Raw genomic sequence first — 13,398 nt, 5'->3', positions numbered from 1 at the left:
TTATGAATACCTACTTCTATCGCGTGTTATTGGCTAATGGACGCACCCGTTTCGGTATGTTGCGTTTGATGGTGGAACGCGACCTCTCCGCAAAAGTGTGGTTGGAGCGACATTACGAAGCCGTCGTTTTACAATTATATCGATTGCCGTATTGGCTTGCCAGTTTGATTGGTGCCGGCGGTACGATAGGGCAGAAATTACCTCCCGTAGAGTTGAGCGGTCTGTTGCGTGATTTGGCGGTGATGACCAAAGCGGGTGTGCCCATTATTGAATCGCTTAAGGCAATTTCGGAGGAAACTGATACCTCTCAAAAACGGATTGCATCGACGGCGCGTTTGTTAATGTCTGCTTTGGATGCGGGTGCGCCAATTAGCGAAGCTTTTAATCGCCATCCCAATATTTTTCCAGAATCCGTGCGCAATTTGATGGAGATTGGTGAGGAGTCCGGTACTGTCGATAAGATGCTGTTGGAAGCCGCTGAACATATAGAACGCATGACCGCGCTCAGCCGGAATATGCGGCAGGCTTTGATTTATCCGGCTTTTGTCTTTGCGACGATGTTAGGTGCGGCATTATTTTGGATCTATTACGTGATCCCAAATCTGGCGGGCTTGTTTTTGCAAATGCGGGTGAAGTTACCAAAAATTACTCTGCTAGTGCTGGAAATGTCCAAGTGGATGGAAGGGCATGCGAGTGTTTCTTTATTTTTGATTCTGGGTTCTCTGTTTGTGCTCTGGTTATTGATCAAACTCCACCCAGGCGTGCGTAGGCTGACTTTCAGCATCGCGCATCGCTTGCCCATTTTACGAACCCTAGTGACAGCCTCAGGGATGGCATTTATTACAGAACATCTGGCAATTATGATTGCTTCGGGCGTCGATATTATGCGCAGCCTTGGTGTATTGGAGCGCGCCTTGAGCGACGAATACTACAAAGAGCGGATTAAGAATGTACGTACCGCTGTCGAACGAGGTGATCTGCTGGCATCGGCGATGCGTCAGGTCGGCGGCTTCCCGCCGATGGCATTGCGGATGATCGCGGTCGGTGAAGAAACCGGATCCCTGGATATGCAACTTAAGCAATTGGCGCAAGAATATAGGATGCGTCTGGCTCATCTGATTGCATCCTTATCCGAAATTATTAAACCCGTCATCATCTTGATGGCAGGCTTGTTTTTTATCCTGTTAATCGTCGCCTTATTATTGCCAATTTATGATTTGGTTAGACAAGCGTCGCTGATGAATATGGGCTAAGGGTAATAGGCTAAAGGAGGGCGTATGTCAAACAGAGTCAGCAGTCGATTGCGTGCGCAACATGTGCAGCGTATCAACGATCATCGCAAACAGCACGGCTTTTCGCTTTGGGAAATGGCAGTGATGGTTGGTTTGCTGGTGATAGGCATCGTTGCAGGAACCGTTTTTTTGCAATCGGGTGATCGCAGTCAACGCGAAACCGACCGCACCAAATTACTGCAGGCAGCCGATTTTGCGATTGCGGCATTTATTTCTGAACATGGGCGTTTGCCGTGCCCGGCATCGGACTTGTCCGGGTTTGAAGATTGCACCGGCACAGTACAAAAAGGCTGGCTACCAATCGCTTCTTTGGGTTTGGATGCGAGTGTGCCAGCCAAGGGTGCGCAACAAATTCGCTACATTGTTTATCGTGGCGCGAGTTCTGACTTAGCCAAATTGACCGATCAGTTCAATCCTAGTGGTTGGGAAAAGTATGCTAATCCCTCGGCTGGAGACCCGCTGAGTGTAGGGCAATTCAATGCACTGGATTTTTGTGAAGGTCTGAGTGCGGCGCTGCGTGCCAGCGCTAACACATCCAACGCCCATATCATGTTGCCGGGATCGGGTTTTATTAACGTCGCGTATGCTTTGGCAGAAGCAGGTATCGATAAAGATAGCGATGGCAATATTTTCGATGGCAACAAAAATTTCACGTTAAGCGATGCGGGTTTTGAATCCCCATTGCGTGGTGCGGATGGCGATTACGATGACCGTGTGTTAGCGCGTAGTTTCCTCGATGTGACGAATCACTTAAGCTGCCCGCAAAGTACGCGCAGTATGGATGCCTTGGCGCAAGCGGTGGAAACAGCCAATGAAGTAGCCGATCAGAAGCAAGACAATGCCGATGCCGCACGCATCGCTACGATCGTTGAAAGCGTGAAAGCCTTATTGTCTGCTGCCGATATTGCCGGTGGTGTGATTACGATGGTTGCTGCGGTCACCGCGATGGGCGTGGCTACGGCGGGTGTGGCAACTAATGCGGTATTGTGTGCGGCCATCATTACCGCGCCAGTGGGGTGTCCATTGCTGGCGACCTATAGTACCGCCTTAGGAATAGCGATAGCCGCGATAGTCGCGGCGGGGGTTGCGATTGCAGCGAGTACCGCGGCACTGGCATTGCAAATCGTGACGGCAGTGAAGACCTCGATCGTCGCGCAGAAGGCCAAAGCTTTGTCTGAACAAGGTCAGCCAACCGATATGGCGGGCATGATAGAACAAATGCGGCTCGCCTATGAAAGCGCGAAGTCCCGTGCCGCAACTGATTTAGCGCAATCTAATGCAGACAGAGCCGCCGCGAATACCGCTTTGACTAACTACAATAACGCTGTAGCGGATATGTATGCGACTGCACATACGACGGATGTCGCGAAAGCGAATGACCCTGAGTTGGCCATCGTTTTGCAAAACTATAAAGACTACAACGCGGCGTTTTTTGAAAGCCAGCGAGCCAAATCAAATGCTGATACCGCCAGGAAAAAGGCCACTGCTTTAGAAAACAATGTGACGACGGCAAAAACCGAGTGGGATGTCGCCAAAGCGATCACGCCTTCAACTGCCGCGAATATCATCGCCACCACACAAGCTGTAGCCGACCAGGCCGTTGCCGCAGAAACGGCAGCAAAAGCGGCAGCGGATGCCAATCCTAGCGACGCAGGATTGGCACAAGCGGCTGCAACCGCCAGTATGAAGTCGGCGAATGCCCAGATAGATGCAGGCAATGCGCGTTTAGACCCGACGAACTATGTCGCGAATAAACAGAAGGCGTATGAAGACCGTCAAAAAGATTGGGAGGATGCTAAGACCGAGGCAACCAATTTGGAAGCGCTGGCCGTGACCAAAAAAGCGAGTGAAGATGCCTGGGCTGCGACTTATAACAATAGCGTCGATTATGCAAGCAGCAAGAAAGATGCGAATAATAACTTTTATTATAATCAGACACCAACAGATGTGTTTGGCTGTCTCTTTGATAGTGGAAATCATCCCGAATATTGTTATTCTCAGGTAAAAAATAGACTTTTCACCGCTCGAAATAACTATAACGACTGGGTAGCGAAAGAAGACATCGCAGTGAAAAGCAAGCAACTGTCGGATGAATCTGCCAAGGCAGAAGCAGATGCGTTGAAGTCTTATAACGACCTTCGCAATACGCCATCTGGCGGTGACAGCACCGCAACCGGAATTTCACTATTGTCAGGCGCCGCGGCCATATTGGAAGGCGCTGATACGAAAGGAACTGTGAAATGATGAGCTTTTCATATCGGCGTTCTGCGGGTTTTACACTAATTGAGTTTGCTGTGGCGATCACGATCGTCGGCCTATTAGCGGTATCACTGGTGCTGTTTATCCCGAAGATAAAATCTTTACCCGCCTTCTCACAACATTCCGGCAATCCTTTGGATCAGGCAGCCAAAGCCATAGAGGGTTTTGTGATTGCGAATAGTCGTTTACCTTGTCCGGATACCTCTGCCAATAACACTGGCGTAGAAGATTGTACGGATGGCGCGATTACCGGATGGTTGCCTATCCGCACCTTGGGCATCAGTTTAGGTGAACCGATACGCTACGGTGCGTATCGCCAAGCGATGGCATCAACAGCTAACGATTATGACTTGGCGGTATTAAAGGATCGTTTTATTCCACTATTGCCATCAAGTTATGCAGCCGCTTATGGCATCAAGAAAAATGGTTTGGATTTTTGTATCGGACTTTTAAATCTGACAGAGAAAGGCGGAAGTGTGCTGACCGCTGGCGATATGATTCCAATTGCCTATGGAATTGCCTCAGCAGGTGTTGCCAATGCCGATCAACTTGACAATGGTGTGTATTCAAAATTTGATGGCTTGAATGTGGTTGCGAATCGTTTTGAAGTGACCGCTAAACCTAAGACTAATTTGTATGACGATGATACCAAAACAGTCGGCAGCGCTGAGTTTTTTGAACGCCTAGGTTGTACTCAAAAACTGGCGGCGGTGAATTCGGTCGGACGCGCGGCCTATGTCGCCTATGACGTTGATCAAGTCGCAGCTTTTTATGTCAAATTCCGTACCTTCCAAGTGCGTGTGAGCGAACTTGATAATTCTATGGTGGGGACAGCACGTGATCTGGCGATTGCAGATCTGGCGATTTCGATTGCCGGTATGGGGGTGGCAGTGGCGGGCATGTTTGAAAGCCCGGGACCGGCTGGGGCGTTTGGGATTGCCACCGCTGGTGCTGCGATTGCGATGGCCGGTTACTCCATGTCAGAGGCAATAAAAGAAGTCCCGAAAGCCGCCGCGGATCTACAAACGGCGCGTCAACAAAAGACGGCGTCCGATAATTTTAAAGTCCAGACAGGGATTGATTTAAGTACCGCGATCACGACAATTAATACACTGGACGGAAAAGGGATACGGCCATGAAGAAGTCACAGTCAGGTTATACCCTGCTTGAGTTATCGATGGGCCTAGTGATTCTGGGGGTGATCACGGTAGCCGTGATTTATTTCACCCGGATGGCGAATCAACGCGTCGCCCAAATTGAAGTGCCAAGATTATTGCATATCGCCGACGATGCGCTGGTCGGTTTTATCGCGGCTAAACATCGCTTGCCTTGCCCCGATACCGTGGGAGATGGCTTAGAACATTGTGCCGGCGATTTGATCGGTAAGTTGCCGTATAAAACTTTGGGCATTGCGCGTGCCGATATGACAGATATTCGTTACGGTGCCTTTGTCAAAGCGGACACTGTCGCCGCGAATGATATGGATTTGACCGCCGCGAAAGATCGATTTTTACCTTTGCTGGCGAATATCCCGATTGCCGCAGGGATTGCTCCCTTGGCAGTGAGTTCAACCTTAAACCAAATCAACGGTATCGATTTTTGCCAAGCTCTCCGAACCGCGAATGCATTGCCACGTGCGACACCAAGTTCTACCTCGTCGCAAATCACACAAATTGAGAGCAATTTGCATATAAAAAATGCGCTAGGTGTTACCTTGAAAAATGTGGCTTATGCCATTTCGCTGCCGTCTAGTAATAGCGATCCAGTCAATAAAATTAACAGCTTGCCTCGTGCCTTCGCTGCGCCCGCGAATCCGACGTCGGTCACTGACCAAGACACCGTGATTGCCATGGATTTTGCGCAGATCGCGGATCGCCTATCTTGTTCTGGCGTACTAGCGTCGACTAGTCATGCGCATCCGAATGTCGCCAGTGCGGCAGCGATTATGCGTGGCGCCATGCTCGACTATAAGGTGCAATTGGATTTGCAATTAGAAATGGCTGAGTTGAGCGTACTGTCTGCCGGCGTCGGTGTAGCTGGTGCCTTAGGCGCAACTTTAGGCGCGGTCTCAGAAACTCTGACTGCTATTTCAGAAACTATCTCTAGCTTTGGTGGCATGACTCCGGCAATTGCCATTGCGGCGACTGCTACCGCTCTGAGCATTGCTGCCACGGTGACGGCGGGTTTAGGATTGGATAGTGCTTTGACGACACGCACTCAAGCACAAGACAGAGTCAAAGAATTCTCTGGATCTGATGCTAGCAGCAAACATATTTTAGAAGACGCGGGAACGCTGGCAACCACGATACGGGCGCATGCCATTGCCTCCGACGCAGCAGGAATTTATCGATAATGAGGATTACTATGCAGTCCAAGCAATGGGCCAATTATAAGCAGAAGAAGTGCATGAAAAATATCCGCCATCAACGTGGTTTCACGATGATGGAAATGGCGATCGTGTTAGTGATAGTCGGCTTAATCATTGGTGCCGTTTCGATAGGATCGAACGTGCAGCGCGGAGCATCCTATCAACGACTCTCCAGTGATTTTGTGCAAGCGTGGGTGACCGCTTATGATCGTTTTTATGAGGGAACCGGGCGTCCACCTGGCGATGCTGTCGCAGCTCCAACTGGCTTGGTAAATGCCACTGTTGATTCGGAGTTGTGTGGTGCAAACTTGCGGAATGCCATGCTGGCAGCCGGGATAGAACTACCAGCCGGACGAGCTACTGGCTTTGAAGATCATTATGGCTATTTGGATAGTAATGGCAATCCGCAAGATGCCAGTGTTTGTTTTGTTGCGGTTTCATGGAGTGAGGCGGGTGCAACTGAGGGAACGCACGTTTCACGCAATCGAAACGTCTTGGTTTTACGAGGTATAACTCCGTCGGTGGCAAACCTGTTAGACAATATGTTTGATTCGCGATCGAATGCTTCGTTCGGCAAAATGCGTCAAATCGGGCAACATAATATTACTAGCAGCGGTCGTGGCCCTGTCGCATGGAGCAATACGGATCGGGATGATTTTGGCGGCAATACGGTTGATCTTGATGAGGCGCAAGTGGTGACTTTGAATGCCTATATCAAAATGAGTCGGTAAAAAAAGTCGTCCGGGATTTCGTTAAGCGAGATCAGATTTATCTGATTTCTTACGATATAGGTCGAGTCGGTTGATTTCCATCATGATCTGCGGTGATTCTAATGGCGTAAACCCAAAACGCTGATATAAACCGCGTGCATTTGAACTCGCCAGCATAAAGCGGCGCAGGCCCTGTAGTTCTGGGTGTGCCATGATAAATTGCACTAGTTGCAGACTATGCCCTTTGCCTTGATGTATCGGCAAAATGAATACATCCATTAGATAAGCAAATGTGGAGAAGTCGCTGACGACTCTTGCAAAGCCGATCTGAGCCCCGTCTTCATAGATTCCAAAACACAGCGAATTCGCAATGGATTTTTCCACTAATTGCTTTGGTATGCCAAGCGCCCAAGTACTTTGTGTGGACAAAAAATGATGAATCAAGTCTATATTTAGACGACTTTTATCGATACTTATTTCTATCATGCTCTCTGTCATTAAATCTTCGTGGTGTGATGGCTCAGGCGACCACCGCTTACACGCAAAATACCAGCCAAATCAGGCCAGCTTTGGACTTCTGAAAAACCTGCTTGTCGTAACAGATCCTGTATTGCTTCGGATTGATCGTAACCATGCTCGAGTAGTAAATAACCATCCGTCGTTAAGTAACTACGCGCACCATCAATGATGACACGATACGCACTTAATCCGTCAGCGTGATCAGTTAAGGCATCAATAGGCTCGAAGCGTAAATCGCCCTGATTTAAATGTGGATCATGTTGAACGATGTAAGGCGGATTGCTGACAATCGTGTGAAAATCTTTTGTTGGGATTGCTTGATACCAATCGCTGCGATAAAACTGGATAGGCTGACGGACGTTTAGCTTCAATAAACGCGCTGCATTATTTTGCGCAATGGCGAGTGCATCGATGCTAATGTCGCAGGCACTCACTTGTAGCGAGGGAGCGTGCACGGCAACGCTGATCGCGATGGCGCCTGAGCCTGTACCCATATCGAGTAGGCTCCCATTTGGTGGCGTGTGTTGTAAAGCCAATTCGACTAAAAGTTCAGTATCTGCGCGTGGAATTAATACGGCGGGGCTGACGGTGAAGTTGAGTCCATAAAACTCGCGCTCGCCCAACAAATAAGCGATCGGTTCCCCAGCCATTCGTTTCGCAATCAAGGCGTTCAGTGCTTGAATCTGTGTCGCAGTTAAATTATCTTCACTACGCGTGATCAATTGCACTCGGCTCAAACCCGCAACGTGAGAAATAAGCATGCGGGTTTCTAGCGCATCGAGTGGCGATTTTTTCTGACAGGTAGCGATGCTATCGCCAAGGGCAAACCATGTGCTCATCAAAACTTATTGGCGAAGATGCTTTGTTGTTTAGGTTTGTGTACGAGAAAAAAGATCGAGGCAATTGCGAACACCACGAACCAGAGGCAAGCCCAGGCGGGTATCGACAATCCCAGTATAGGGTCATACGGTGTTTCACAAAGACCATTTGCTTTGAACATCAGCGGAAATAATTTCGCCATGAAGAAACTATTCAAAGGACCAGAAATAGGATCGGTGCCACAAGAAGTTAATGGTTGGGAAATCACCCAAAGTTGATAACCCGCAGCACCGCCGCCCGATAAACTAGCCAATAAGCTGAGTGACATCGCGGGTCGTTTAAATTTCGGAGCTAAAAGGCAAATTAAGCAAGCGAGTGCAATTAGTGTAAATGCATAGCGTTGCAAAACGCACAATGGACAGGGCAGCATGTCTAATACTATTTGCAGATACAGCGCGAAGCCGAGTAAGCCTAGGCAGGCAAGAATGATGGCGATCAGAAAGGCTTGAGTACGTTGCATGTGTTTATCCGGAAAAACTTTCTAAATGAGGGCGTAAGGATACTAGATTTATGCGACTTAAAGCAAAACTGCCCGACTAACGGAATCTGCGGTCATCTTTGAGTCGGTTGATCTGACTCTGGCGACTAGAAAAATTCAATCAAGTGTCGCCAAATGCAGTTTGTTAAGGCTAGCTTAGGACTTCAAAGAGGAAATAAAGGTTCCCAACAGTTTTCCAGTGCGCCTGCTGGCAGATACTGGGGAAGCGGTCTATCATCATGGTTTTGGTGTTGATTAATTTATTCACCGCCTTGTCCTTTGCCATAAATGAAAGATTCTTCCATGACCAGTTCCATCGTTCGCGCCGTTTGTCCTCACGATTGCCCTGATACTTGCGCCTTATTGGTGACAGTGAAAGATGGCATCGCGACTGAGGTGAAAGGCGATCCTGATCATCCGACCACCGCTGGCGTTCTATGCACCAAGGTCGCACGTTATACCGAACGGACCTATCATCCAGATCGTTTGCTGTATCCACAAAAGCGAGTCGGCAAAAAGGGCGAAGGCAAATTTGTCAGAATTTCGTGGGAAGAAGCCATCACCACCATTGCCACTCGTCTAAAAGAAATCGCAGCACGTAATCCCTTAGCCATTATGCCGTACAGCTATGCTGGCACGATGGGTTTGGTGCAGGGCGAAAGTATGGCATCACGTGTATTGAACCGGATCGGTGCCTCGTTTCTGGATCGGACGATATGCGCATCGGCTGGTGGTGCTGGGTATAAGTACACTTTAGGCGATCGCATCGGTACGGATGTCGAACAAACCCAAAATGCCCGCTTAATTATTATTTGGGGCGGCAACCCTATTGCATCCAATCTGCATTTTTGGACGCGAGTGCAAGAAGCCAAGCGGAATGGCGCAAAAATTATTGCGATTGATCCCTACCGTTCTTTGAGTGCAGAAAAATGCCATCAGCATATTGCGGTGCGGCCAGGTACAGATTCTGCCTTAGCGCTGGGTCTGATGCATGTACTGATTCAAGAAGACTTGCTGGATCACGACTACATTACGCAATACACGGTGGGATTTGAACAATTAAAACAACGTGTCGCAGAATGGACGCCAGAAAAGGTCGCGGAGATTTGTGGCATCACAGCGGCGGAAGTTCTGGGATTGGCGCGTGACTACGGCGCGGGTGCCAAACGCGGTGAGCCGAGTTTGATTCGCATGAATTACGGCGTGCAAAGGGCGCATGGCGGCGGTATGGCGGTGCGTAATATAAGTTGTTTACCGGCCTTGGTTGGTGCTTGGCGTCACGCGGCTGGCGGTGCCTTGTTATCTTCTTCTGGTGGTTTTGTAAAAAATTCTGCGACCTTAGAGCGTCCAGATTTATTTCCGTCTGGGCAGCCTAGTCGCATCATTAATATGAGCGATATTGGGAATAGCCTGCTACAACAGGGATCGCCTGAATTTGGGCCGAAGATCGAAGCCGTGCTGGTGTATAACTCCAATCCTGTTGCCATTGCACCAGATTCTTCTGTGGTAGCACGTGGCTTTGCACGTGAGGATTTATTCACCGTTGTGCTCGAACATTTTCAAACTGATACTGCTGATTACGCCGATATTTTGTTGCCCGCTACCACACAGTTAGAACACGTGGATGCGCACGCTGCCTACGGACATCGCTATATGATGGCGAATAATGCGGCGATAGCGCCCATGGGGGAAGCGAAATCAAATACGGAGATTTTTCGCTTGTTGGCGAAAGCTTTGGGTTTCGACGATCCTTGTTTTAACGACAGCGACGATCAGATTGCAGCGCAAGCTTTTAATTATCAGCATCCACGTACGCAGCACACCAATTGGGAACAACTCAAACAGCAAGGCTGGTCAAAATTACAGATGCCGGAGGCAGCGTTTGCGCATGGTGGTTTTACGACGCCTTCCGGCAAATGTGAGTTCTATAGCCAGCAAATGGAAGTCGCTGGTCTCGACCCTTTGCCAGCCTACGTAGCACCTTATGAATCGGTAGTGAGTAATCCTGCCTTGGCTGAACGTTATCCGCTGTCCATGATTTCTCCACCGGCGCGTAATTTCTTAAATTCGACTTTCGTTAACGTGCAGAGTTTGCGCGATACCGAAGGCGAGCCACATTTGGATATGCATCCCGACGATGCTGCGCAACGCCAAATTGCGGCGGGCGATATGGTACGCATTTTTAATGACCGCGGCAGCTTTGTTGCGAAAGCGCGATTGACCGATAAGGCGCGTGCCGGCTTGGTCGTGGGTTTATCCATCTGGTGGAAAAAATTCGCTTCGGATCACAAAAACGCAAATGAAGTGACGAGCCAACAATTGACTGATATGGGCGGTGGACCGACATTTTATGATCTGCTGGTGCAGGTCGAAAAAGTCTGAGAGAGCCCATAAGAGTCGACGGCATTTTATGTTGCAACGCAAAAAATCCTAGAACCCTTACTCAGTTTTATCAGTTTTTGCGCGGCTAATTTGCACCAACAATGGTCATAGCACGATGCTTGGTGTATCGTGTTGGTGCAAGATCTTTTTAGAAATCAGCAATGATGCTTAGCTATTTGATGGGACTAAAAATATCCAATTAATGCTAATCAGTAGCGTATCTCCGGTATGGAGCAGGTTCGTACATGAGACCGATACGTTACCGGAGTTCACTGAGTTACTTAGCACGGTGTGACTACCTAATTAAAACAACGGAGACAACAATGACGACAGATACCAGTGCGGCAAGCAATAAATTTTGGCTGAAATCCTATCCGGCAAATGTGCCAGCAGAGATTGATGTTAGTCAGTACAAGTCTTTAGTGCATTTAATGGAAGAGGCGTTTAAGTCATTTGCAGACCGCAATGCTTATGTGTGCATGGATAAATTTTTGACTTATCGTGAAGTCGATGTCATGTCCAAGAAGATTGCTGCGTGGTTGCAAAGTCGGGGCCTAAAATCTGGCGCGCGCGTAGCGGTTATGATGCCAAACGTCTTGCAATATCCGGTTGCACTGGCAGCGATTTTACGTGCTGGTTATATTGTCGTGAACGTCAACCCTTTATATACACATCGTGAACTTGAGCATCAGTTAAAAGATTCTGGTGCGGAAGCGATTTTTGTTTTAGAAAATTTTGCGATTACTTTAGAGCAGGCAATTGCCCACACAGATATCAAACACGTTGTGGTTTGTTCGATGGGTGATTTGCTTGGTGGATTAAAAGGAACAATTGTTAATTTTGTCGTGCGTCATGTGAAGAAACTAGTACCCGCGTTTTCTTTGCAAGGTTCTTTTCGCTTCAATGATATTGTGGCGCAAGGCGCGGGTATGAAATTTCAACCTGTCGACATGAAGCTTGATGATGTCGCTTTCTTGCAATACACAGGTGGTACTACTGGTGTTTCTAAAGGTGCCGTACTCAGCCATAAAAATGTCGTAGCGAACGTCTTGCAAAATCACGCGTGGTTAAAACCTAGTATGGATGCGCATAAAGAGACGCCGCAGCTTGTGTTTGTGTGCGCTTTGCCGCTCTACCATATCTTCGCACTGACTGTCTGCAACATGGTCGGCACGCGCATCGGTGCGTTAAACGTTTTGATTCCAAATCCACGCGACATTCCTGGCTTTGTCAAAGAACTTAAAAAATATAAAGTGAATATTTTCCCGGCAGTGAATACTTTGTATAACGCGCTGCTACATAATCCAGAATTTGCCAATACGGATTTTTCTGGCTATTTGTGCTGCACTGGCGGCGGTATGGCGGTGCAAAAAGCAGTTGCTGAAAAATGGAAAGAAGTCACCGGTTGTGCAATTGCGGAAGGTTATGGTTTGTCCGAAACTTCTCCAGTGGCAACGGCAAATTATGCAGATTCCAAAGAATTCACTGGCAGCATAGGTTTGCCAATTCCTTCAACAGAAATCGCCATTTTGGATGATGATGGAAAGCCAGTTCCTTTGGGTGAAAGCGGTGAAATCGCGATCCGCGGTCCGCAAGTAATGCTGGGTTATTGGAATCGTCCAGATGAAACAGCGAATTCGTTTACAGCGGACGGTTTCTTCAAGTCTGGTGATATTGGTGTGATGGATGAGCGTGGATTTACCAAGATTGTGGATCGCAAGAAAGACATGATTCTAGTGTCAGGCTTTAATGTTTATCCGACAGAGATCGAAGGCGTGATTGCTGGACATCCTGGTGTGTTGGAATGTGCGTGCGTCGGCGTGCCCGACGAAAATTCTGGTGAAGCGGTTAAATTGTTCGTCGTGCGTAAAGATCCATCATTAACGAAAGAGGCACTGATGGCGTTCTGCAAAGAAGAGTTTACGGCGTATAAAAAACCCAAGTACATCGAGTTCCGCACCGAATTACCAAAGACGAATGTAGGCAAGATTTTACGTCGAGCTTTGCGGGATGAAAAAAACGCAGCCTGAAATTGATCTGTATGAATTATTGCACTTAAGTTGAAAAACGCCCGACTCACATCGGGCTTTTTTTTGCTCCGCTATTTTGACCCTCTCCGTTGGGTTGGCGTTGCATTGCCTTCAAATCTCTATTGCAGCGTCAGTGTTTTTCCACGATACGTGGATGTGGGTTTGCATAATGTAATTTTCCAACTAGAGTACTTCGTTAGTAAATTAACTTCGGCACTCACAATGGTTGATCCTATTGAAATTTATTCTGTAAAAGATCTGCTGGCCATTGTTGAAGCGACACCGACGATACCTCGTCGCGCAAGGTATTTGCGCGCTTGTACCGATTTGTTGGTCGTTTTCTTTCGTCTGGGATTTACTGGTTTGGCGTGGAATTCTGTCGATCAGCATATACGTGCCTTGATTTATGGTGGCATTCGTATGAAAGACTAGATATGAGGTATTTTCGGATCGACCATTAGTGGCGTTGATTGAGAAATTT

11 protein-coding genes are annotated in these 13,398 nt (G+C 48.2%); 8 read left to right on the top strand and 3 right to left on the bottom strand.

Annotated features, from left to right (window positions below):
* The first annotated feature begins 2 nt into the window (after positions 1 to 2).
* The 5 genes from ACO0KW_RS08360 to ACO0KW_RS08340 are packed head-to-tail and all read left to right on the top strand — an operon-like array spanning position 3 to position 6,650.
* Complete coding sequence (locus tag ACO0KW_RS08360; RefSeq protein WP_423052551.1) at positions 3 to 1,253, top strand: type II secretion system F family protein; 1,251 nt, start codon at positions 3 to 5, stop codon at positions 1,251 to 1,253.
* Between the two features lie 24 nt (positions 1,254 to 1,277).
* Positions 1,278 to 3,536, top strand: a complete 2,259-nt coding sequence (locus ACO0KW_RS08355) for a type II secretion system protein (RefSeq protein ID WP_423052549.1) — start codon at positions 1,278 to 1,280, stop codon at positions 3,534 to 3,536.
* The gene (locus tag ACO0KW_RS08350; RefSeq protein ID WP_423052547.1) at positions 3,533 to 4,690 is read left to right on the top strand and encodes a type II secretion system protein; all 1,158 of its coding nucleotides are present in this window, start codon (positions 3,533 to 3,535) and stop codon (positions 4,688 to 4,690) included. The genes ACO0KW_RS08355 and ACO0KW_RS08350 overlap by 4 nt, the downstream gene beginning before the upstream one ends.
* A complete protein-coding gene (locus ACO0KW_RS08345; protein ID WP_423052545.1) occupies positions 4,687 to 5,904 on the top strand; it encodes a type II secretion system protein in 1,218 nt (405 codons plus the stop codon). Before ACO0KW_RS08350 ends, ACO0KW_RS08345 begins: the two co-directional genes overlap by 4 nt.
* A gap of 53 nt (positions 5,905 to 5,957) precedes the next feature.
* Positions 5,958 to 6,650, top strand: a complete 693-nt coding sequence (locus tag ACO0KW_RS08340) for a type II secretion system protein (protein WP_423052543.1) — start codon at positions 5,958 to 5,960, stop codon at positions 6,648 to 6,650.
* A gap of 21 nt (positions 6,651 to 6,671) precedes the next feature.
* Here ACO0KW_RS08340 and ACO0KW_RS08335 read toward each other — a convergent pair whose 3' ends face one another.
* Genes ACO0KW_RS08335 through ACO0KW_RS08325 form a run of 3 tightly spaced genes read right to left on the bottom strand, consistent with a single transcriptional unit; the run spans position 6,672 to position 8,487 of the window.
* Positions 6,672 to 7,115, bottom strand: a complete 444-nt coding sequence (locus ACO0KW_RS08335) for a GNAT family N-acetyltransferase (RefSeq protein WP_423052541.1) — start codon at positions 7,113 to 7,115, stop codon at positions 6,672 to 6,674.
* 11 nt (positions 7,116 to 7,126) lie between these two features.
* The gene (prmC, locus tag ACO0KW_RS08330; protein ID WP_423052539.1) at positions 7,127 to 7,987 is read right to left on the bottom strand and encodes a peptide chain release factor N(5)-glutamine methyltransferase; all 861 of its coding nucleotides are present in this window, start codon (positions 7,985 to 7,987) and stop codon (positions 7,127 to 7,129) included.
* Positions 7,987 to 8,487, bottom strand: coding sequence for a disulfide bond formation protein B (locus ACO0KW_RS08325; protein ID WP_423052537.1), 501 nt, complete (start codon positions 8,485 to 8,487; stop codon positions 7,987 to 7,989). The genes prmC and ACO0KW_RS08325 overlap by 1 nt, the downstream gene beginning before the upstream one ends.
* Before the next feature lie 321 nt (positions 8,488 to 8,808).
* Here ACO0KW_RS08325 and ACO0KW_RS08320 point away from each other — a divergent pair, with 321 nt between their 5' ends.
* The 3 genes from ACO0KW_RS08320 (at position 8,809) to ACO0KW_RS08310 (ending at position 13,349) form a co-directional block, all read left to right on the top strand.
* On the top strand, positions 8,809 to 10,887 hold the full coding sequence (locus ACO0KW_RS08320) for a molybdopterin-containing oxidoreductase family protein (RefSeq protein WP_423052535.1): 2,079 nt from the start codon (positions 8,809 to 8,811) through the stop codon (positions 10,885 to 10,887).
* A 323-nt stretch (positions 10,888 to 11,210) separates the two neighbouring features.
* Positions 11,211 to 12,917, top strand: coding sequence for a long-chain-fatty-acid--CoA ligase (locus ACO0KW_RS08315; protein ID WP_423052533.1), 1,707 nt, complete (start codon positions 11,211 to 11,213; stop codon positions 12,915 to 12,917).
* Positions 12,918 to 13,139: 222 nt separating this feature from the next.
* A complete protein-coding gene (locus ACO0KW_RS08310) occupies positions 13,140 to 13,349 on the top strand; it encodes a hypothetical protein (RefSeq protein WP_423052531.1) in 210 nt (69 codons plus the stop codon).
* Positions 13,350 to 13,398: the final 49 nt, after the last annotated feature.

Origin of the sequence: Undibacterium sp. Ji22W (assembly GCF_049340305.1) — a bacterium.
Taxonomy (GTDB): Bacteria; Pseudomonadota; Gammaproteobacteria; order Burkholderiales; family Burkholderiaceae_D; genus Undibacterium.
The sequence above is the reverse complement of the archived record's forward strand: the minus strand, read 5'-3'. Positions and strand labels throughout refer to the sequence as shown.